The 20817-nt window shown below is 71.2% G+C and carries 16 protein-coding genes; 12 read left to right on the forward strand and 4 right to left on the reverse strand.

The features are described 5' to 3' along the window. Positions 1–130: 130 nt before the first annotated feature. Together ADK36_RS25750 and ADK36_RS25755 are read left to right on the forward strand one after the other, a co-directional pair. Entirely contained in the window at positions 131–1006 is an 876-nt protein-coding gene (locus tag ADK36_RS25750) for a hypothetical protein (protein ID WP_048580438.1), read from the forward strand. Positions 1007–1189: 183 nt separating this feature from the next. After that, positions 1190–2593 (forward strand): tannase/feruloyl esterase family alpha/beta hydrolase, encoded by a 1404-nt coding sequence (locus ADK36_RS25755; protein ID WP_053199226.1) that lies wholly within the window; start codon positions 1190–1192, stop codon positions 2591–2593. A 3-nt stretch (positions 2594–2596) separates the two neighbouring features. On the opposite strand, the gene ADK36_RS25760 is transcribed toward ADK36_RS25755, so the two are convergent. After that, positions 2597–2779 (reverse strand): hypothetical protein, encoded by a 183-nt coding sequence (locus ADK36_RS25760; RefSeq protein WP_030047209.1) that lies wholly within the window; start codon positions 2777–2779, stop codon positions 2597–2599. 290 nt (positions 2780–3069) lie between these two features. Between ADK36_RS25760 and ADK36_RS25765 the strand changes: the two genes are divergently transcribed. From ADK36_RS25765 to ADK36_RS25775, 3 genes are all read left to right on the forward strand, one after another. Continuing rightward, on the forward strand, positions 3070–5922 hold the full coding sequence (locus ADK36_RS25765) for a DEAD/DEAH box helicase (protein ID WP_053199227.1): 2853 nt from the start codon (positions 3070–3072) through the stop codon (positions 5920–5922). Then, positions 5919–7214 carry an SWF or SNF family helicase gene (locus ADK36_RS25770; RefSeq protein WP_048580441.1) on the forward strand — a complete coding sequence of 432 codons (1296 nt, stop codon included), beginning with the start codon at positions 5919–5921 and terminating at the stop codon, positions 7212–7214. The genes ADK36_RS25765 and ADK36_RS25770 overlap by 4 nt, the downstream gene beginning before the upstream one ends. A gap of 272 nt (positions 7215–7486) precedes the next feature. Beyond that, the gene (locus tag ADK36_RS25775) at positions 7487–8833 is read left to right on the forward strand and encodes an esterase-like activity of phytase family protein (RefSeq protein ID WP_053199229.1); all 1347 of its coding nucleotides are present in this window, start codon (positions 7487–7489) and stop codon (positions 8831–8833) included. A 105-nt stretch (positions 8834–8938) separates the two neighbouring features. On the opposite strand, the gene ADK36_RS25780 is transcribed toward ADK36_RS25775, so the two are convergent. Both ADK36_RS25780 and xylA read right to left on the reverse strand, forming a co-directional pair. Further along, positions 8939–9196, reverse strand: coding sequence for a hypothetical protein (locus ADK36_RS25780; protein WP_048580443.1), 258 nt, complete (start codon positions 9194–9196; stop codon positions 8939–8941). 410 nt (positions 9197–9606) lie between these two features. Continuing rightward, the gene (gene xylA, locus ADK36_RS25785; RefSeq protein WP_048580444.1) at positions 9607–10773 is read right to left on the reverse strand and encodes a xylose isomerase; all 1167 of its coding nucleotides are present in this window, start codon (positions 10771–10773) and stop codon (positions 9607–9609) included. Positions 10774–10975: 202 nt separating this feature from the next. Between xylA and xylB the strand changes: the two genes are divergently transcribed. The 7 genes from xylB to exaC all read left to right on the forward strand — a co-directional run bounded on the left by xylB (position 10976) and on the right by exaC (position 19224). Beyond that, the gene (xylB, locus tag ADK36_RS25790; RefSeq protein WP_053199231.1) at positions 10976–12421 is read left to right on the forward strand and encodes a xylulokinase; all 1446 of its coding nucleotides are present in this window, start codon (positions 10976–10978) and stop codon (positions 12419–12421) included. 14 nt (positions 12422–12435) lie between these two features. Continuing rightward, positions 12436–13644, forward strand: coding sequence for an ROK family transcriptional regulator (locus tag ADK36_RS25795; protein WP_053199233.1), 1209 nt, complete (start codon positions 12436–12438; stop codon positions 13642–13644). Between the two features lie 197 nt (positions 13645–13841). Further along, positions 13842–14540, forward strand: coding sequence for a hypothetical protein (locus ADK36_RS46635; RefSeq protein WP_078942695.1), 699 nt, complete (start codon positions 13842–13844; stop codon positions 14538–14540). Further along, positions 14537–15547: an acetamidase/formamidase family protein gene (locus ADK36_RS25805; RefSeq protein WP_048580447.1), complete on the forward strand. Its 1011-nt coding sequence runs from the start codon at positions 14537–14539 to the stop codon at positions 15545–15547. Before ADK36_RS46635 ends, ADK36_RS25805 begins: the two co-directional genes overlap by 4 nt. A gap of 41 nt (positions 15548–15588) precedes the next feature. Then, a complete protein-coding gene (locus tag ADK36_RS25810; protein WP_048580448.1) occupies positions 15589–16188 on the forward strand; it encodes an N-acetylmuramoyl-L-alanine amidase in 600 nt (199 codons plus the stop codon). A 92-nt stretch (positions 16189–16280) separates the two neighbouring features. Next, on the forward strand, positions 16281–17597 hold the full coding sequence (locus tag ADK36_RS25815) for a GAF domain-containing protein (RefSeq protein ID WP_048580449.1): 1317 nt from the start codon (positions 16281–16283) through the stop codon (positions 17595–17597). Between the two features lie 103 nt (positions 17598–17700). Further along, a complete protein-coding gene (gene exaC / locus ADK36_RS25820) occupies positions 17701–19224 on the forward strand; it encodes an acetaldehyde dehydrogenase ExaC (RefSeq protein WP_048580450.1) in 1524 nt (507 codons plus the stop codon). Positions 19225–19413: 189 nt separating this feature from the next. Here exaC and ADK36_RS25825 read toward each other — a convergent pair whose 3' ends face one another. Next, on the reverse strand, positions 19414–20721 hold the full coding sequence (locus ADK36_RS25825; RefSeq protein ID WP_078916125.1) for an RICIN domain-containing protein: 1308 nt from the start codon (positions 20719–20721) through the stop codon (positions 19414–19416). Positions 20722–20817: the final 96 nt, after the last annotated feature.

Genomic DNA, 20817 nt, shown 5'->3' on the forward strand with positions numbered 1-20817 from the left:
GTGCACGATCTCGGTCGATTCGCCCCGACCAGTCGGAAAGCTGCAGCTCGGGTGTGCCGGGGAGTCGTGACAAGCGGCTTCCGCTCGCACTAGGGTGCGCGCCGATGGACGAACCGATGGGGAGGCTGGGATGGCCGGGACGGACGAGGAGGCCGTCGCCGCCGCGGACGATGCGCTCTATGTGCTCACGGCGGTGCTGCTGACGCCGGCGAAGTTCCCGAGCGTGCTGGGCGACGACTATCCGGAGGCCTGCGCGGCGCTCGGCCTCGCGCCGCTCGCCGACGGATACGGCCTGGTACTCGGCCAGGACGGCGACGGGGCCCGGTGGACGGTCGTCATCGACGACGTCTCCCTGGTCGCCGTCGCCATCGCGTCCTGGGACTGCGGCATGGAGTACGACCTGTCACCGGACGAGCGTACGGTCGTGGCCGCGCTGCCCGGCTGGCCCCTCGCGGTCGCCGTCGCCGCCCCCAATGTGCCGGAGCCGCACGATCCCGACCCCGAGGTGGCGGACGGTCCGGCGTTGACACCACCGGACACGAGCGTGTGGGGGCCGGCCCAGCGGCGCCTGGGCGCCGACGAAATCGCCCTGCAGTGGGCAATGTGGCGCGAGCAGATCGACGACACCGACTTCGCGACGCCGGGCGGTGGAGCGGCAGACGCCACCGAGGGCACGGACACGGGCGAGCGCGAAGGCGCAGGGGCCGAGCCGGGCGAGAAGGGCGAGAACCAGGGCGGCCACACGGGGATCCGGCGGGTCCTCACCGAGGCTCGCGCGTACGTCGACTCCCCGCCGCCCCTCGGCCGCGTACGGTCGTCCTTCGCGCCCGGCGACGCGCGGACCCTGCGCGCGGACGGACCCGGCTGGTCGCTCGTCGCCAGGACCGACGACATCGCGTTCGTCCTCCTCGACGACGAGCCCGGCGAAGTTCTGCCGGTGGGCCGCGGGCCCGAGCTGCCCGGGTTGCTGGAGGCACTCGACAAGATGGCCGTACGCCCCAGCTGAGCTGCGCGCCGGACGACACGGCAGCGGGCCCGGACAGAGCAGTCGGTGTCTGGTGGCCCCATCCCACTGCGACCTCCCATGTGGCCCCAACCCATGGATGGCACGGAGCCAGGACCGCACTATGAGCCAGCCGTCACGGCTCCGCTCTCTCATGCGTCCGTCCCCCGCTGCCAGGAGGCTGTCATGCGCCTGTCCCGAGGTGTTCCGTTCGTCGCCGCGATGCTGCTGGCCGGCGCTTTCAGCGGGCCGAGTCCGGTAGCTGCCACTGCGGCCGCGGAAGTCGACGAGCAGCACTGCGCCCGGCAGGAACGCGTACGGGTGCCCGGCGCGGCCTACCAGCAGGGCGCCTGCCTTGCGGATCTGACCACGGCGGGACTCGCCGGCACGCCCTACACCGACATGGCCGACCAGGCAGGGCTGACGGCCCGGGGCACCCGGACACCGGCCGGGGTTCCGGGGGTTCAAATCGACGGCTATTTCCCCGACTCCTCCCACTCCAACACCACCCACGGATGGCGTCATGACGCGCAGTTCGTGATCCGGCTGCCGGACCGCTGGAACGGTGGACTGGTCGTCACCGGAGCCCCCGGTACCCGTAGGCAGTACGCGACGGACACGGCGATCTCCGACCAGGTGCTCGCGCTGGGTTATGCCTACGCCGCGACCGACAAGGGCAACAACGGCGCCGACTTCTACCGCGACGGCAAGCGGCCGGGTGACGCCGTCGCCGAGTGGAACACGCGGACCACTCAGCTCACCCGGGCCGCCCGCACGGCAGTGGCCCAGCGTTACGGGCACCCTCCCCGCCGTACTTACATGACCGGCATCTCCAACGGCGGCTACCTCACCCGCTGGCAGTTGGAGAACCATCCCGAGCTGTACGACGGCGGCGTGGACTGGGAGGGCGCCCTGTGGACCGCGAACGGCCCCAACCTGCTCACCTCCTTGCCCACGGCAGTCGCACGCATGCTCGGCTCCGCGCGGGACGAGGATCTGTACGCGGTCGGGTTCGCACGTGGCTCCGAGTTTCTGTGGCCGTACCACGAGCACGCGTACTGGGGCGTCACGCAGAAGATCTACCGCGCCGAGTTCGACCCGGCCTTCGACCCCGGCTGCCCCGGCAAGTCCACCGGGACGACGCCGGAGCAGATCCTGGCCCCGTGCGCGTCCGACGCCTCGTACGCTTACGCGTCGCGCCCGACGTCCGTCCACCGCGCCGTGGCCCGCGTCGCACTGACCGGGCGCATCGGACGACCGCTGATCACGCTGCATGGCGATCTGGACGCGCTGTTGCCGAAGACGGCCGACTCGGACGTGTACGCGCGCATGGTCGACGCGAGCGGTCGGGGCCCGCTGCACCGCTATTTCACGATCGCGGGCGGCACTCATGTCGACGGCCTGTACGACACCTATCCGGATCGGCTTCGGCCGATCCTGCCTTGCTACCGGTCGGCCTTCGACGCGCTGGCCTCCTGGGTGGAGCGAGGCACCCGACCGCCCGCGGACCGTACCGTCGGCAGGCCCGCGAGCGGCGATGTGCTCAACTCCTGCTCGCTGTCCGCCCCGGTCGCGCGGGCGGCCGGGTGAGGGTCAGCGACCGAGTTCCTTGCGCGAGACGCGGCGCAGCCTGCGCCGCTGTGACGGGTCGAGCGTGAGGTACGCGGCGGCCGGGACTCCCAGGACTATCAGGAGCGCGGCCCACCAGGGCAGCCAGATCAACAGGATGAGACCGGCCGCCACACCTCCTGCGGCGATCTTCGCGTTCTTCGACATGTGCGTCGCCTCCTTCGCGGCCACTGCCGCTCTCTGACCTGAAAACGGGTCCGCGCTTCCAGCGGTTCCGGACCGCGACCCTGAGACGACCCTGAGGTGTGGCCCCTACTGGTCGCGGAGAGCCGGTTTCCGCCGATGTGCGGTCGACGCGCCGGGGTCCGCACCAGGGAGATACCCCGACGGTCGGCGGGTGACCCAGGTCACGGAGTCAGCATGCCCGACTTGCCCCGGGCGTGCTGTACCCTCGGCCACTCGACCAGGTAGTCAAATTTGAGGAGTAATGCAGAGCCGTGCCGAGGCTTCCCGACGCAACACCGTCCGAGATCTCCGAACTGGCCTCCTGCTGTGCCGTCTTCGTCCCCGGTGATCCGGCCCGCACCGGCCGGGTCGCCTTCTGGCGAGCGGACGGTGGTGCCGTTCCACTCATCGCGTCCGGATCCGTCGAGGAGCTGGCCGTCGCACTGCCCGGCGACGACGGTGTCGAGCTGGTGAGCGTGCCGGCCGTTCTGCTCCCCGTGCGCGCCGCTCTGCCTGTGCTCACACGCGCGCGTACGTCCGCGCAGTCGCCCCGAGCGGGCGTCTTCTGGGGTACGGCCGCCGTGCTGGCCCTGCAGCTCGTGGCACGTGGACTGCTGTTGCCCGGCCTCTCGGCGGACGACCACGACGCCTGGCGCACCGGCCCCCTGCGAGCGGACGACGTCGAACGGGTCCGCGCCCTCGCCGCCGCGATGCCGCCTGAAGCGCACGCCCTGCCGTTGATCGGCGCGCAGCCGTTGCGGCTGCCGGATCCGGAGCGGCTGCTGCGTTCCTTCCTGGACGCGGTCGCCGATGCGCTTCCCCGTTCCCCCGCGGCGGAGCTCGTGACGGGTGGGCCCGCCTACGCCGCGCAGGAGCCGCAGCACGTGCCCGGTCAGCGCGCGTGGGCCGCGGATGTCGCGGCGGGCCACGACGCAGGCGTACGGCTCTCGCTGCGGCTCGAGGTCCCCGGCCTCGCCGCGGAGACGCAGGACGATGCGGCGCTGTCGTTCCGGGCGGTGCTACAGGTGCACAGCGTCAGTGACCCGACGCTGGTCGCGGACGCCGCCGACGTGTGGGCGGGATCCGGCGCCTTCGGCCCACGCGCGCGGATGGACACCCTGCTGGCCCTGCGCCGCGCGGCCCGCGCCTGGGCGCCGCTCACGCCGCTGCTCTCCGCAGCAGTGCCGGATGCGGTGGAACTGGCCGACGAGGAGGTGACCGACCTCCTTCAGGAGGGCACTCGGACTCTCGCCGGAGCCGGCGTCGACGTGCACTGGCCCAAGGGGTTGGCCCACAAGCTGACCGCCCGCGCGGTGATCGGTCCGCCGGATGAGGAATCCACGCCCGGCAGGGCCTTCTCCGACACTCCGTCGTTCCTGTCCGCGGACGCGCTGCTGGCCTTCAACTGGTCCTTCGCGCTGGGTGACGAGCGGCTCACACGTGAGGAGCTCGACCGTCTCGCCGAGGCGAACCGCCCCATGGTGCGGTTGCGCGACCAGTGGGTCCTCGTCGATCCCCAGGAGGTACGCCGCGCCCGCGCACAGCAGGACCGCAAGGTAACGGCCATAGACGCGCTCGGCGCCGCACTGACAGGCGCCACGGAGGTCGACGGCCGCCAGGTCGAGGTGCGGCCCACGGGCTGGCTGGCGGCGCTGCGTGAACGGCTCGCGGACCCCGAGGGCCAGGCGCCGGTGGGCCAGCCGGCCGCCCTCACCGCCACGCTGCGGGACTACCAGCGGCGGGGACTGAGCTGGCTGGCCCGGATGACGTCCCTGGGCCTGGGCTGCTGTCTGGCCGACGACATGGGCCTCGGCAAGACGATCACCCTGATCGCGCTGCATCTTCACCGGCAGTCCGACGCCTCGTCCGCCGGTCCGACGCTCGTGGTGTGCCCGACGTCCCTGATGGGCAACTGGCAGCGAGAGATCGAGAAGTTCGCGCCCGGCACGCGCGTGCGTCGCTTCCATGGGTCACGGCGTGATCTGGACTCCGTGACGGACGGGGAGTTCGTGCTCACCACGTACGGCACGATGCGCATGGACGCGCGCCGCCTCGCCGAGGTGCCGTGGGGCATGGTCGTGGCGGACGAGGCCCAGCACGTGAAGAACCCGTACTCGGCGACCGCGCGGGAGCTGCGCTCCATCGGCGCACGCGCGCGCGTGGCCCTCACCGGCACCCCTGTGGAGAACAACCTGTCGGAGCTTTGGGCGATCCTCGACTGGACGACGCCCGGACTGCTGGGCCGCCTGGGCACCTTCCGCGCGCGTTACGCCCAAGCCGTCGAGAGCGGCCAGGACCCGGCCGCCGCGGAGCGCCTCACCCGGCTGGTGCGCCCCTTCCTGCTGCGCCGACGCAAGTCGGATCCCGGGATCGCACCAGAGCTCCCACCGAAGACGGAGACCGATCGTGCCGTGTCCCTCACCACCGAACAGGCGGGTCTGTACGAGGCCATGGTCCGCGAGACGCTCGCGGAGATCGCCGGAGCCGACAGCATGGCGCGGCGCGGTCTGATCGTGAAGCTCCTGACGGGCCTGAAGCAGATCTGCAACCACCCCGCGCAGTTCCTCAAGGAGGAGCGCCCCAGGATCGCCGGGCGCTCGGGAAAGCTCGAGCTGCTGGACGAGCTGCTCGACACCATCCTCTCCGAGGAGGCGAGTGTCCTGATCTTCACGCAGTACGTGCGCATGGGACGCCTCATCGAACAGCACCTGGCCGCTCGCGGTATGCCCTCGCAGTTCCTGCACGGCGGAACACCCGTCACCGAACGCGAGACGTTGGTGCGGCGCTTCCAGGAGGGTGAAGTGCCCGTCTTCCTGCTGTCGTTGAAGGCCGCGGGCACCGGCCTGAACCTCACCCGCGCCGAACATGTCGTGCACTACGACCGCTGGTGGAACCCCGCCGTCGAGGCACAGGCCACCGACCGCGCGTACCGCATCGGCCAGACCCGGCCCGTTCAGGTGCACCGGCTCATCGCCGAAGGAACCATCGAGGACCGTATCGCCGACATGCTGAGCCGCAAGCGGGAGCTGGCCGACGCGGTGCTCGGCGCCGGCGAGGCGGCACTCACCGAGCTGACCGACGCGGAGCTGGCCGATCTTGTGGAACTGCGAGGGGGCGCCCGATGACTCGATACGGCGGTGACATGGAGCGCACGTTCGCCGCGCTGCCGCCCGCGCAAGGGCGCGGGTTCGCACAGACCTGGTGGGGGCAGGCCTGGCTGAAGGCTCTGGAGGAGACGGCGCTGGACTCCGGTCAGCTCAAGGCAGGCCGCAGGCTCGCGCGGGCGGGAGCGGTCGGCGCGGTGTCCGTGCGCCCGGGGCGCATTACAGCCGTCGTTCAGGGCCGCGACCGTACGGCGCACCGGGCCGACGTGCTGCTGGAGGAGCTGACCACCGAACAGTGGGACCGCTTCCTGGACATGGCGGTCGAGCGGGCGGGGCATGTCGCGGCGCTGCTGGACCGCGACATGCCGCCGCACCTGGTGGAGGACGCGGCCGCCACAGGCATCGAACTGCTGCCGGGCATGGGTGATCTGGAGCCGGAGTGCGGCTGCGGTGCCTGGGACCACTGCGGGCACACAACGGCCCTCTGCTACCAGGTGGCGCGGTTGTTGGACCAGGATCCCTTCGTTCTGCTGCTTATGCGCGGACGGGGCGAACGCGGCCTCCTGGACGACCTCCAGGCCCGCAGTGCCGCACCGGCCGCACCCGCAGATACGCCGTCCGAACCGTCCGCGTCACCCGAACCGGAGGGCGTGGACGCCGCCGAGGCCTATGCGACCGGCGCCATCCTGCCGCCGCTGCCCGCTCTGCCCGAGCTGCCGGCCGAGCCGGGAGTGCCGCCGTCCCTCGACACCGAGACGCCTCCCGCGCCCGGCGTCACCCCGGCCGCCCTGGAGTTCCTGGCTGCCCAGACAGCCACCGAAGCACACCGCCTGCTTGCGGAAGCCCTGCGGACGGATCTGGAGCACCACGTCCCCGGCTCGGAGTTGACGCTCGACCAGGACGCGGTACGCCTCGCCGCAGGCGCCCCCGCCGCCGGCGTCGCCGAGCGGCTGGCCGAGGGATCGGGACGCGGCCGGGAAGGGCTGGAGATCGCAGTACGCGCCTGGCACCTCGGCGGTGTCGCCGCGCTCTCCGTGCTGGAGGAGGAGTGGACCGTGGACGGCGAAACGCTCGCACGCGCGCGTGCCGCTCTGGAGTCGGCCTGGGACGAGGGCGAACGGCCGTCGCTGCGGATGAAGGGCAACCGGTGGACGGTCGTCGGCGCCCCGAGGCAACTGCGCCTGGGGCGGGACGGACGCTGGTGGCCGTACCGCAGGGAACGGAGCCGCTGGGTACCCGTAGGAGGCGCCGCACAGGATCCGGCAACCGCGTTGGCCTCGGCGGAGGTTGCGCCCGAGGAGGCGCCCCGGTGAGGCCGGCGTTGCCGCTCGCAGGGCTGCCCCGGCCAAGGTGACCGGCGACGGTCCGGTCCGCCGGTTCGCGGAAGGTTGACTCGGGGGCGGCGACTCACGGGAACGTCGACTCGGGGACATCGGGCTCACGGAACGCCGGCTCGGGGACTTCGGCTCCGAAGACTTCGGCTCGACGAGCGCCCGTCTTCCCGAGTTCACCCCACAGTCGTAGGGCGTTCCGCATGGGCTCCAAATCTGGCCGCTGTCAGTGAACTTGGTCCTCAGGAGGCCCGATGTCCCCGCACGCCACCGGTCGGCGCCGCACCCACCGTCTCGTCGCCGGGGGCGTACCCCTCGCCGTGATCGCGGCGCTCGCGGCCGGCGGCCCCGCGGTCGGCGCCGGGGGCGGGGACTGCACCACGCGCGTCGTCCGTACCGCGACGCTCGACGACATCCCGCTCGGCGCGTTCAGCAACGCGCTGCTGCCCGGCACCGTGGGCAACGACCGGGGCGTGGACCTCGGCGGCATCGGCAGCGACATCTATCCGGCGGGCCGCACGGGCGAGTTCTGGACGGTCACGGACCGCGGCCCGAACGGCCAGGTCAAGGTCGACGGCACAAAGCGCCGCACGTTCCCGGTGCCTGGCTTCGATCCCGCGATCGTGAAGATCCGGGTGTCCGGAAACACCGTGCGGGTGCTGGACGCGATCCCGGTCACAACCGCTTCCGGGAAGCCCGTAACCGGACTGTCGAACCAGGAGGGACGCGACGAGGCGCCGTACTCCTACGACGCGCGGACCGCTCTGCAGTACAACCCGAACGGGCTGGACACCGAGGGCATCGTGCGGGCCGCCGACGGGAGTTTCTGGCTCGTCGACGAATACGGACCGTCTCTCGTGCACGTCTCCGCGCGCGGGGAGGTCCTCACGCGCTACGTGCCCAAGGGGCTCGGGCTCACGGGCACGGACTACCCGGTAGTGGAGGCGCTGCCCTCCGTCCTGCGTCACCGGAAGACCAACCGTGGCTTCGAGGGGCTGGCCCAACTGCCCGGCGGTGACCTGGTGATGGCCGTGCAGAGCCCGCTGTCCCTCCCGGACACGGATGCAGGGGAGGCGTCGCGCACCACGCGGCTTCTGCGCTTCTCACCGAAGAAGAAGGCGGTCATCGCGGAGTACGCGTACCGCTTCGACCCGGTGAACGTGGTCGACCCGAGCGAGGACGACACCTCGGAGTTGAAGATCTCGTCGGTCGTGGCCGTGGGCGGGAACCGGCTGTTGGTCGAGGAGCGGACCGACAAGGCCGCGCGCCTGCACACGGTCCGCCTGGACCGTGCCGCCAACATCCTCGGCGGTCCCTGGGACGACGACACCACGTCCCCGTCGCTGGAGCAGCTCGAGGACCCGGCGGCCTCGGGTGTGCCGGTCCTCACCAAGAAGCTCGTGGTCGACCTGGGCACGGTCGCCGGTGTGCCCGGGAAGATCGAAGGCATCGCGCGCGTGGACCACGAAACCCTGGCGCTCATCAACGACAACGACTTCGGGATGACGGACGGCGAGGGTGCTTTCGACGCCCGGGGCAGGCTGGTCGACAGCGGTGTGGAGACCTCGGTGATCTACGTGCGGTTGCCGCACGGAATCTGACGCCCGCCGGCCGTCGCCTCCAACCGCCCGGCACGCGTGCGTGGCCGCCAAGGAGAGGCACGCACGCGTGCCGCTCCCCCATCGCGCTCGGCCTCGGGGTGGTGACTACGGCAGCTCGTCCGGCAGCGACGGGAAGAGCGACTCGACGTCGCTGGGAAAGCCGCTCGGCAACTCCGTGGGGAACCCCGACGGCAGTGATGTCGGCAGTTCGCTCGGCAGCTTGGTGGGCAGTTCGGTCGGGATGCTGAGGGAAGGCCGGGGTGAGCTGCTCGTGCTCTCGGCGGGCGGATTCTCGTCGGGCGCATCGTCACTCCCCGACGCCGTCAGGACCACTGCCACGACAACGCCGACGGCCACGATCACGGCGAGCAGGACGACCAGCGGATTGAGCCGTCGCCCCGGTCCACCGCCACCGCCACCGTCGGACGGCTCCGGCGGAGGCCAACCACCGTACGTGGGCGGGCCGCTGTCTCCCGGCGGGGGACCGTAGCCTCCAGGAGGCGGTCCGAAGCCACCGCCCGGAGGCGGTGTGTCACCCGGCGGTCCTGGCGGCTGAGGCGGTACGGGCGGCATGGCCATACCGTCAAGGGTCGCCTCGTAGCGGTCAGGACGCGACCCCCGCGCGGGAGTTGATACGGGCCCATGCCATGGACCACATGGTTCCGGAACACTACGCGCGAAATTCGGTCACCTGGCCGGACCGCGTGTGACCGGATCCTCGGCGCGCCCGAGGCGGGGGTGGTCACACGCGGTCAGGCACGCGCGCGTGAGCCTCAGCCGCGAGCGCCCAGCAGGTGGTCCATCGCCAGCTGGTCCAGGCGCTCGAAGGCCATCCCGCGCGCGGCGGCCGCCTCGACGTCGAACTCCTCGAAGGCCGCGCGGTCCGCGAGCAGCGCCTTGAGGCCGTCCGCCGCCGTGGGCTGCGCCAGCTCGTCCAGGCGCGAGGCACGCAGCGCCTCCTGGACCTCCGGGTCGGCACGGAAGGCGGCCGAACGCTCCTTGAGGATCAGGTAGTTGCGCATGCAGCCCGCGGCCGACGCCCACACACCGTCGAGGTCCTCGGTCCGCGGCGGCTTGAAGTCGAAGTGGCGGGGCCCGGCGTAGCCGGCACTCTCCAGGAGGTCGACCAGCCAGAAGGCGGAGCGCAGGTCGCCGGCGCCGAAGCGCAGGTCCTGGTCGTACTTGATGCCGGACTGGCCGTTGAGGTCGATGTGGAAGAGCTTGCCCGCCCACAGCGCCTGCGCGATGCCGTGCGGGAAGTTGAGCCCGGCCATCTGCTCGTGGCCGACCTCGGGGTTGACGCCGTACAGCTCGGGCCGCTCCAGGCGCTCGATGAACGCCAGGGCGTGGCCGACGGTGGGCAGCAGGATGTCGCCGCGCGGCTCGTTCGGCTTGGGCTCGATCGCGAACTTCAGGCCGTAGCCCTGGGAGGTCACGTACTCGCCGAGGAGGTCGAACGCTTCCTTCATACGGTCCAGAGCGACGCGTACGTCCTTGGCGGCGCCCGACTCGGCGCCCTCGCGGCCACCCCAGGCGACGTACGTCTCGGCGCCCAGCTCGGCCGCCAGGTCGATGTTGCGGATCGTCTTGCGCAGGGCGTAGCGGCGCACGTCGCGGTCGTTGGCGGTGAAGGCGCCGTCCTTGAAGACGGGGTGGGTGAAGAGGTTGGTGGTGGCCATCGGCACCTTCATGCCGGTCGCGTCGAGGGCCTCGCGGAAGCGCTTGATGTGCGCCTCGCGCTCGGTGTCGGAGGACCCGAAGGGGATCAGGTCGTCGTCGTGGAAGGTGACGCCGTGGGCGCCGAGCTCGGCCAGGCGCTGCACCGTCTCGACCGGGTCGAGGGCACGGCGGGTGGCGTCGCCGAAGGGGTCCCGTCCCTGCCAGCCGACGGTCCACAGGCCGAAGGTGAACCTGTCCTCGGGGGTGGGCTGGTAGCTCATGCCGCGGCTCCTTGCTTGCTGACGACTGCTTGCACGACTCGCTACGACTATTTCGTCATGGCGGTTTACAAATTAGTATGCCCACGCGTCCCTGGGAAGGGACAAGATGTCCCCGAAGGGGTGAGGTCCGGGTCGTGACACTCCGGGCACCCTCGAAACAGCAGGTCAGATCCCCTAAGAGCCGCGGAAAAGGGAGAGCCCGATGTCAGCAGCCGAGGGTCCGCTCGTAGTCGGCGTGGACACGTCCACCCAGTCCACCAAGGCACTGGTCGTCGACGCGTCGACCGGGCAGGTCGTCGCGAGCGGCCAGGCACCGCACACCGTGTCCTCCGGGGCCGGCCGCGAGAGCGACCCGCGCCAGTGGTGGGACGCCCTGTGCGAGGCGCTGCGCCAGTGCGGCGACGCGGCGCACGAGGCCGCCGCGGTGTCGATCGGCGGGCAGCAGCACGGCCTGGTCACGCTGGACGACCGGGGCGAGCCGGTCCGTCCGGCTCTGCTGTGGAACGACGTGCGCTCGGCGCCGCAGGCCCGCCGGCTGACCGAGGAGCTGGGCGGCGCGAAGTTCTGGGCCGAGCGCACCGGCTCCGTCCCGGCCGCCTCCTTCACCGTGACGAAGTGGGCCTGGCTGGCCGAGAACGAGCCGGAGTCCGTCCGGGCCACCAAGGCGGTACGCCTCCCCCACGACTACCTCACCGAACGCCTCACCGGGCAGGGCACCACCGACCGCGGCGACGCCTCCGGTACCGGGTGGTGGGCGTCGGGGACGGAGTCGTACGACGAGGAGATCCTCGCGCGCGTGGGGCTCGACGCGGCGATGCTGCCCCGCGTGGTGCGCTCCGGCGAGGTGGCGGGCACCGTGCGCGACAGCCACGACCTGCCGTTCTCCAAGGGCACCCTGGTCGCACCCGGCACCGGCGACAACGCCGCGGCCGCGCTGGGTCTCGGTCTGCGTCCCGGCATGCCGGTACTGAGCCTCGGCACGTCGGGCACGGTGTACGCAGTGTCGAAGCGGCGCCCCGCCGACCCGACCGGCACCGTGGCGGGCTTCGCCGACGCGCACGGGGACTGGCTGCCGCTGGCGTGCACCCTTAACTGCACGCTCGCCGTCGATCGCCTCGCGACCCTGCTGGGCCTGGACCGCGAGGCCGTGGAACCCACCACCGACCTCACGCTTCTGCCCTACCTTGACGGCGAACGCACCCCGAACCTGCCGAACGCCTCCGGCCTGCTGCACGGCCTGCGTCACGACACGACCGCCGGCCAGCTCCTTCAGGCCGCCTACGACGGTGCCGTCCACGCGCTGCTCGGCGCGCTGGACCTGGTCCTGGACGAGGACGCGGACCGTTCCGCGCCGCTGTTGCTGATCGGCGGGGGCGCCCGGGGCACGGCCTGGCAGCAGACCGTACGACGGCTGTCGGGGCGCCCGGTGCAGGTCCCCGAGGCCAGAGAACTGGTCGCGCTGGGCGCCGCGGCCCAGGCGGCCGGCCTGCTGACCGGCGAGGATCCGGCGGCGGTGGCCCGGCGCTGGAACACCGCACGGGGGCCCGTGCTCGACGCCGTGCAGCGGGACGAGGAGACGCTGGCCAGGATCAGCGGGGTACTCTCCGACGCGGCCCCGCTGCTGGAGCGGAGCCCCGAGGCGCACTGAGGACTGACGGAGGCATGACCGCACCGCTGCACGAGGCCCACCCTTCCGGATCGGGGCGCGCGCTGCCCAACACCCAGCAGGGCATGCGCCGCCGCAACCTCGCCAAGGTGATGCACACCGTCAGCGCCGAGGGTCCGCTCTCGCGTGCCGCCGTCGCCTCCCGCATCGGGCTGACCCGTGCGGCGGTGTCCACTCTCGTCGACGAGCTGATCCGCTCGGGACTCCTGGAGGAACTCGGACCCGAGCGGCCCGGCCGGGTGGGCCGACCCGGGTCGGCGCTTGCGGTCAGCGGGCACGGTCCGGCCGGGATCGGTGCGGAGATCGGCGTCGACCATCTCGCCGTCTGCGCGGTCGACCTGCGCGGAGAAGTGCGTTCCAGGGCGGTGCGGCACGGCGCGAACCGGGGCCGGGCCCCGGAACCGGTGATCGAGGAAATCGGTGAGCTGGTACGCCGGGTCGTCGCCGAGGCCGAGCGCGAGGGGCTGTGGCCCGCCGGCCTGGCGGTCGCCGTGCCGGGTCTGGTGGCGCGGGACGCCCGCACAGTCGTACGTGCCCCGAACCTCGACTGGCGCGACCTGGACCTCGGCGATCTGCTGCCCGTGGACTTCCCGCTGACCGTGGGCAACGAGGCCAACTTCGGCGCACTCGCCGAACTCTGGCTCGGCGACGGCACTCCCCATGACTTCCTGCACGTGTCGGCGGAGATCGGCATCGGTGCGGCGGTCGTGGTGGACGGAGGGCTGCTGCGCGGAACGCACGGTTTCGCGGGCGAGTTGGGCCATGTGCCGGTCCAGCCGGACGGGCCCGAGTGTCCCTGCGGAGGCCGCGGGTGTCTGGAGCAGTACGCCGGTGAGGAGGCGGTGCTGCGCGCGGCCGGACTGGAGCCGGGTGAGGACCGCGTCGGGCTGCTCGCCGGGCGGGCCGCCGAGGGCGACGAGGACGTACGGCGGGCCCTGCGCGACGCCGGAACGGCGCTCGGCGTCGCGCTGACGGGCGCGGTCAATCTGCTGGACCCGGAGAGCGTGGTGCTGGGCGGTGCGCTGGCCGGGCTCGCACCATGGCTGCTGCCCTCGCTGGAGGCCGAGCTGGACCGGCGCACCGCCGGGCCCGCCTGTCCGGTGTCCGTGTCGCGGCTGGGCCCGGCGGGACCGTTGCTGGGGGCCGCCCACTCGGTGGTGCGCAGTGTGCTGGACGATCCGGTGGCGGTCGCGGAACACGCCTGATTCCGGGTGGGGGTCGGGGCTGTTCGGACCTGGTCCACTAGTGTGAGTGAGCGAGTTATCCACAATCCCGCGGCTGTCCACGGAACCCCGGCTCGCTCTTCTGCCCAACCCGTCGGCGCCGTACCGTGATTCACGCGAGGCGCAGCCGTCGTGTCACTGCGACGCGGGGCGCATCGCAGTGAACAAGGGGGATTCACATGTCGGGGGAAACGGCTGGGCAGACAGCTGTGGGGCTGCGGCGCGACGCGATCGGGTTGCGGGAGGTCCTGTTCCAGAGCATCACGGCCATGGCACCGGCGGCGGCGGTCGCGGCGTCCATTCCGTCGGGCGCGGCCTTCCCCGGCGGCAGCCTGCCACTGTCGGTGCTGATCGCACTGGTGGCATGTCTGTGCACGGCGTCGTGTGTCGCCGAGCTGGCGCGGGAGCTGCCGAGCGCGGGCTCGGTGTCCACGACCGTCGTCGCGGTCGCCGCCGTACTGGGGTTGGGGTTCGCCTATGACCCCGTGACGGCGTTCATGCTGCTGGCCACGGTGATCGTCACGGTCGTGATCGGCGTTTACATCGTCGTGGACCTCGCCTGTGCCGGCTACTTCCTGCGCCGCAGACGGGAGGCCCTCAAGCCGGTACGGCATCTGCCGCTGCCCGGCCTCGGCATCGTCACGTTCGTGCCCGCGCTGCTGACCGCGGCGGGACTGCCCGTCTTCGACTTCGTTTCCGAGTTGACCGCACCCGCGTCGTACGCCGGAACCGTGGTCGGGGTGTGGATGGCGGCGGGAACGGTGGTGCTGGTCGTGTTGCTGCGGCGCCATCCGGGACGCATAGCCGAGACCGCCCGTGTCCATCTCGACGACCCCTCCCCCACCGGTCTTCCGCAGAACGGAGCTGTCCAGCGATGAGCGACCCCCGGATCCTCACCGTGCGACCCGAGCCCGGCGAGTACACCTGGACGTTCGGCGGCGCACCGCCCGTGGCGCGCATCGCGCCCGGTACGGTCCTCGACCTGTACACGGAGGACTGCTTCGCCGGGCGGGTGCGGTCGGAGAAGGACCTGGTGTCTCAGGTGTGCGAGTTCCCCTACCTCAACCCGCAGACGGGCCCCTTCCACATCGAGGGGGCCGAGCCCGGCGACACCGTCGCCGTGCACTTCGTGTCGGTCGAGCCGGCCCGGGACTGGGCCGCGTCGACCACGGTCCCGTTGTTCGGCGCACTGACCTCCACGCACACCACGGCCACGTTGCAACCGCCACTCCCGGAGACCGTCTGGATCTGGCAGCTCGACCGGACACGACGTACGGCGCTGTTCCGGGCGCACGACAGTGACATCGAAGCCGAGCTGCCCATGAACCCGATGCACGGCACCGTTGGGGTGGCTCCCGCCAACCTGGAGGTGCGCTCGGCCCTGGTGCCCGACGCGCACGGCGGGAACATGGACACCCCCGAGATGCGGGCGGGCGTCACCTGCTATCTCGGGGTGAACGTCGAGGGCGCCCTGCTCAGCCTCGGCGACGGGCACGCCCGGCAGGGTGAGGGCGAGACGTGTGGGGTCGCTGTCGAGTGCGCGATGAACACCGTGGTGATCGTCGAGCTGCTCAAGGGGCTCGCCACACCCTGGCCCCGCATCGAGTCGGACACACACATCATCTCGACGGGCTCGGCCCGGCCGCTGGAGGACGCGTTCCGGATATCCCAGCTCGACCTGGTGCAGTGGCTGGTGCGGGACTACGGGTTCAGTGAGCTGGACGCGTACCAGTTCGCGACCCAGGCCGTCGAGTCGCCGCTGGCCAACGTGTGCGACACCAACTACACATGCGTGGCCAAAATCCGCAAGCAGTGGCTGCCCGCGCGTGAGACGCACCGCGGACTGCATGCCCGACTGCGGGAAACAGCGGCGACGCTGCGCTGAGCACACCCGGCCGACCTCACCCCTGAAAGGCAATCCCCCTCTTGGAACGCGAAAGACCAGGCCCCAGCCGACGGCGACTCCTCCAAGGCACCGCACTCGCCGCCGTCCCTTATGTCCTTCTTCCTGAATGGCAGGCCGGTGCGCATGTCCCGGGACCGGACTACCCGCTCGCCGAGTGGCGACCGGCGAGCACCGCGAACTACACGGCGGCGAACCGCCCTGTGACCCATCCCGTCGATCGGGTGATCATCCATGTGACACAGACCACTTACACCAAGACCCGGTTCGTCTTCGAGAGCCCCAGGAAGAAGGTGTCCGCGCACTATGTCGTCCGGTCGGCCGACGGACACACGTCCCAGTGCGTTCGGGAGACGGACATCGCCTGGCACGCCGGGGACTGGGACTACAACACACGGAGCATCGGCATCGAACATGAGGGCTGGGTGGACCAGTCCAGCTACTTCACCGGCGTCATGTACGAGGCGTCCGCCCGGCTCACTGCGGCCATCTGCACCAGGTACGGCATACCGATGGACCGCACGCACATCATCGGGCACTACGAGGTGCCGGGCACGGATCACACCGATCCAGGCCCGCACTGGGACTGGGCGCGCTACATACGACTGGTCAACGGCGTCTGAAGGCTCGCATGGTTCAGGTCTCCACGCCGGCGTCGTCATCGTTCGGGTGAGCCGGGTCGAAGAGGTTGTCCGCGTGGGCACCCGGAGTGACGATGTCCCCAGCCGCATCGCCTTCCGGGGAGGCCGAGTTGAGCGATCCGTGGGTGGCCCTGGAGCCGGGGACCGACCCTTCCGAGCGTGTACGGATGCTGCGTCGTGCGCATGAGACGTTCACCGAGGTGGGGACCGTGCCGAAGCCGGTGCGTGCCGTGGTCGCTGACTCGTGGCGGCGTTCCGCGCGGGCCGGGGTCGGCCCGGACGGGACGGCGAGCGTGGAGCTCGCGGACAGCGATCTCGGCGCCTATCGCGCCGATCATCCGCTGGCGCGGGTGATGCCGCTGTTCCGGGAGCTGCTGGGCACGTTCGCCGCCGACGGGGAGCATCTGCTCGCCGTGTGCGACGCGCACGGCAGGCTGCTGTGGGTCGAGGGCCATGCGACGACCCGGCGGAAGGCGGGAGGGATGAACTTCGTGCCGGGTGCGCGGTGGGCGGAGACCGCCGTCGGAACGAACGCGCCGGGTACGGCGGTCGCCGTGGACCGGCCGGTGCAGGTGTTCGCGGCCGAGCACTTCATCCGCCGGGTGCAGCCCTGGACCTGCGCGGCGGCACCGGTGCACGATCCACGCACCGGGCGGGTGCTCGGCGCGGTGGACATCACCGGCGGGGACGGGCTCGCGCATCCTCACAGCCTGGGGTTCGTGCAGGCGGTCGCCCGTGCGGCGGAGTCCCACCTGGCGCTGCTCGGCCCGCAGTCGCCCGCCACCGACGCGCCCGAGCTGTGCGCACTGGGCCGCGACGAGGCGCAGCTGCTCATCGACGGCCGCAAGGTGAGGCTCAGTCGCCGGCACAGCGAGATCCTGGTGCTGCTGTCCCGCCACCCGGAAGGACTGACCGGTGACGAGCTGCTGTGCGCGCTGTACGAGGACGAGTCGGTGACACCCGTGACCCTGCGCGCGGAGTTGGCCCGCCTGCGCCGGATCCTGGGCCCCGGGCTGTTCGGCTCGCGGCCCTACCGGCTCACGGTGCCGGTCGAGTCGGATGTGGCAGTGGTCGAACGTCGCCTGGAGACCGGTGCGGTCACAGGGGCGGCCATGGCCTACGCCGGCCCGCTGCTGCCGGGCTCCCAGGCGCCGGCGGTGGTTCGGCTCAGGCACCGGCTCGCCGACGGTCTCCGTACGGCGCTGATCGCCCGGCGCGATCCCGACCTGCTGGCCGACTGGGCGCACGCGCCGTGGGGCGAGGACGACCTCGACGTATGGCGGGCACTCGCCGCGGTGCGCCCGACATCGGCGGTACGGTCGCGGCTGGCCGCGCTGGAGTGCGAACTGTCGGCACCGCCACCCGCCGGGCGGCGCCGCCCGGGGCCCTGACGGAACCCCCGGCCCGCGCAACGTACTTGCAACCTCACCGTACCTAGCCTCGCGGCGAGAGCTGCCCAACGGCGGGCAGCGCTTCTTCGGGAGGCAGAGCAGTATGACCCGTTACGCGGCGCCCGGCACCGAGGGCGCGATCGTCTCCTACCAGGCGCGCTACGACCACTTCATCGGCGGTGAGTACGTGCCGCCGATCCGGGGGCAGTACTTCGAGAACCCGTCGCCGGTGAACGGGCAGCCGTTCACCGAGATCGCGCGGGGCACGGCGGAGGACGTGGAGCGGGCGCTCGACGCGGCGCACGCGGCCGCCCCCGCGTGGGGCCGGGCCTCGGTGACCGAGCGCGCCGACATCCTGCTCAAGATCGCCGACCGGATGGAGGCGAATCTGGAGAAGCTGGCGGTCGCCGAGAGCTGGGAGAACGGCAAGCCGGTGCGGGAGACGCTGGCGGCCGACATTCCGCTGGCCGTCGACCACTTCCGCTACTTCGCGGGGGCGATCAGGGCGCAGGAGGGCTCGCTCGGCGAGGTCGACGACGACACGGTGGCGTACCACTTCCACGAGCCGCTCGGCGTGGTCGCGCAGATCATCCCGTGGAACTTCCCGATCCTCATGGCGACATGGAAGCTCGCGCCGGCGCTGGCCGCGGGCAACACGGTGGTGCTCAAGCCGGCCGAGCAGACCCCGGCGTCCATCCACTACTGGCTGAGCCTGGTCGCCGATCTGCTCCCGCCCGGCGTGGTCAACATCGTCAACGGCTTCGGCGTGGAGGCGGGCAAGCCGCTGGCGTCCAGCCCCAGGGTGGCCAAAGTGGCGTTCACCGGGGAGACGACGACCGGTCGGCTGATCATGCAGTACGCCTCGGAGAACATCACCCCGGTCACCCTCGAACTCGGCGGCAAGTCACCGAACATCTTCTTCGACGACGTCTGGGCGGCCGACGACGACTTCCGGGACAAGGCGCTCGAGGGCTTCACCATGTTCGCGCTCAACCAGGGCGAGGTGTGCACGTGCCCGTCGCGGGGGCTGGTGCAGCGCGGCCAGTACGCCGAGTTCATGGAGGCGGCGGTCGCCCGCACCGAGCAGATCAAGAGCGGTCACCCGCTCGACACGGACACGATGATCGGCGCGCAGGCCTCCAACGACCAGCTGGAGAAGATCCTCTCCTACCTGGACATCGGCCGGCAGGAGGGGGCCCGGGTCCTCACGGGTGGCGAACGCATCGAGCACGACGGTGAGTTGAAGGGCGGCTACTACGTCCAGCCGACGATCTTCGAGGGCGACAACCGGATGCGGATCTTCCAGGAGGAGATCTTCGGCCCGGTCGTCTCGGTGACGTCCTTCGACGACTTCGACGACGCCATCAAGATCGCCAACGACACGCTGTACGGGCTTGGCGCGGGTGTGTGGACACGGGACATCAACACGGCGTACCGGGCGGGCCGGGCCATCCAGGCCGGCCGCGTGTGGACGAACTGCTATCACGCGTACCCGGCGCACGCGGCGTTCGGCGGCTACAAGGGCTCCGGCATCGGGCGGGAGACGCACAAGATGATGCTGGAGCACTATCAGCAGACCAAGAACATTCTTTGTTCTTACAGCCCTCGGAAACTTGGCTTCTTCTAGAGCGTGAAGGCACGCCACGCGATCCACTCAACACCTTGCGCCGCTGTGCGGACTCCAAGGGAATTCGCCCCGGGCGGGCGAGACCTCCCTCCGCGAGGGTGTGTTCCTCGAACCCTTTCTGATCTGAGATAGGCGCCGACGGAGTGGAGCCAGGATCATCCTGGCTCCACTCCGTGGTGCGGGCGTGTGTCACTGGAACTGTGCGAAGAACCTCCAGATCTCTGCTTTGGTCCAGGTGGTGACGCCGCTTTCGCCGGTGGAGCCGTCGACCGGACCGGGTATGTGGCCTCCGTCGAACGCGGCCCATTGGACCGGGTATCCGGCGCGGCAGCCCGAGTAGGTGGTGGTGATGTGCGTTCGGCTGCCCGGGGCGGGCTCGCGCGGGCTTTGGGCAGTGCAGCCGTTGTTGGCGACGAACTTGTCGCGCAGGGACCGTCCTTGCGCGATGCCGAGGACGTTGTCGCTGATGCCGTGGATCCCGAAGTAGGCGATGGGCTGGCTGCCGCCGCTGCACCCGCTGATCTGGGCGCCGGAGATGACCGCGACGGCCCTGAAGACGTTCGCCCGGCTGCATGCGAGTGCGTAGCTCATACCGCCGCCCCAGCTGAATCCCGTGGCGAAACGCTGTGCCGGGTTGACACAGAGGCCGCCCTCGATTCGCCGGATCATGTCGTCGACGAAGGTGATGTCCTCACCGCCCGAATTGGCCCAGCCGTTGCCGAGGCCCTGGGGGGCGACGAGGATCGCGCTGTTGTTCGACTGTTCCTGTTGGCCGTAGTAGGACCAGGCGTTCCCGCTCGTGCCGCCCGAGGCGACCTCGCCGGCGGTTCCGCCCCGCCAGTGGAACGCGAAGATCAGCCGATAGCGGTGGCCGTTGTCGTAGTTGGCGGGAACCCTGAGGATGAAGCTGCGGCTCTTGCCGCCGCTCTGAATCGTGTGCGTACCGCTCGCCAGAGTCGGGGCGCTGCCGCAGCCGCCACCACCACCGCCACCGGACGACAGCTTGACCATCTGCCACTGCTGGTTGGCGCCGCCCCAGTCGGTGTACTGGACGACGTTGCCGCCGTCGGCGGTGGAGGCGCCCTGCACCTCCACCGCCTTGTTGCTGGTGCGGTTGATCAGCCGGACATGGCCCGCGTCGGAGTCGGCCAGGCGGAACTGCTGGTTGGCCCCGTTGTGGTCGGCCCACTGCTGGATCGCGGCACCGTCGGCGGTCGAGGCGCCGGCCACGTCGAGAACCTTGTCCGAATGCCGGGCCTTGAGGCGGTAGAAGCCGCCGCCGGAGTCCACGAACTGCCACTGCTGGTTGGTTCCGTCGCTGCGCGTCCACTGGCCGACCCGCGCGCCGTCGGCGGTAGACGCGCCGGAGACGTCCAGCGCCTTGCCGCTGTTGCGATTGACCAGGACGTACCAGGCATTGGTGTCCACCGTAGCCGCCTCGGCGGGCGCCGGATTCACCGCGGTGAGCATGCCGATCGCGAGGGTCGCCGCCACCACGGCCGCGACCCGGGACCACCAGCGATGTCTTGGTGGAGGGGCGAGGGAAGCCGCACCGTAGGTCTTCATCGATTCACCCTTTCGTCTGTGGCAGGT

The sequence above is a fragment of the Streptomyces viridochromogenes genome (genome assembly GCF_001270495.1).
Lineage (GTDB): Bacteria > Actinomycetota > Actinomycetes > Streptomycetales > Streptomycetaceae > Streptomyces > Streptomyces viridochromogenes_A.

Coding starts and splice junctions, on each gene's coding strand:
- ADK36_RS25795 (WP_053199233.1), top strand. CDS start 12,436: ATGACCGCACCGCTGCACGAGGCCCACCCTTCCGGATCGGGGCGCGCG.
- ADK36_RS25775 (WP_053199229.1), top strand. CDS start 7,487: ATGTCCCCGCACGCCACCGGTCGGCGCCGCACCCACCGTCTCGTCGCC.
- xylB (WP_053199231.1), top strand. CDS start 10,976: ATGTCAGCAGCCGAGGGTCCGCTCGTAGTCGGCGTGGACACGTCCACC.
- xylA (WP_048580444.1), bottom strand. CDS start 10,773: ATGAGCTACCAGCCCACCCCCGAGGACAGGTTCACCTTCGGCCTGTGG.
- ADK36_RS25815 (WP_048580449.1), top strand. CDS start 16,281: ATGTCCCCAGCCGCATCGCCTTCCGGGGAGGCCGAGTTGAGCGATCCG.
- ADK36_RS25805 (WP_048580447.1), top strand. CDS start 14,537: ATGAGCGACCCCCGGATCCTCACCGTGCGACCCGAGCCCGGCGAGTAC.
- ADK36_RS25755 (WP_053199226.1), top strand. CDS start 1,190: ATGCGCCTGTCCCGAGGTGTTCCGTTCGTCGCCGCGATGCTGCTGGCC.
- ADK36_RS46635 (WP_078942695.1), top strand. CDS start 13,842: ATGTCGGGGGAAACGGCTGGGCAGACAGCTGTGGGGCTGCGGCGCGAC.
- exaC (WP_048580450.1), top strand. CDS start 17,701: ATGACCCGTTACGCGGCGCCCGGCACCGAGGGCGCGATCGTCTCCTAC.
- ADK36_RS25760 (WP_030047209.1), bottom strand. CDS start 2,779: ATGTCGAAGAACGCGAAGATCGCCGCAGGAGGTGTGGCGGCCGGTCTC.
- ADK36_RS25750 (WP_048580438.1), top strand. CDS start 131: ATGGCCGGGACGGACGAGGAGGCCGTCGCCGCCGCGGACGATGCGCTC.
- ADK36_RS25770 (WP_048580441.1), top strand. CDS start 5,919: ATGACTCGATACGGCGGTGACATGGAGCGCACGTTCGCCGCGCTGCCG.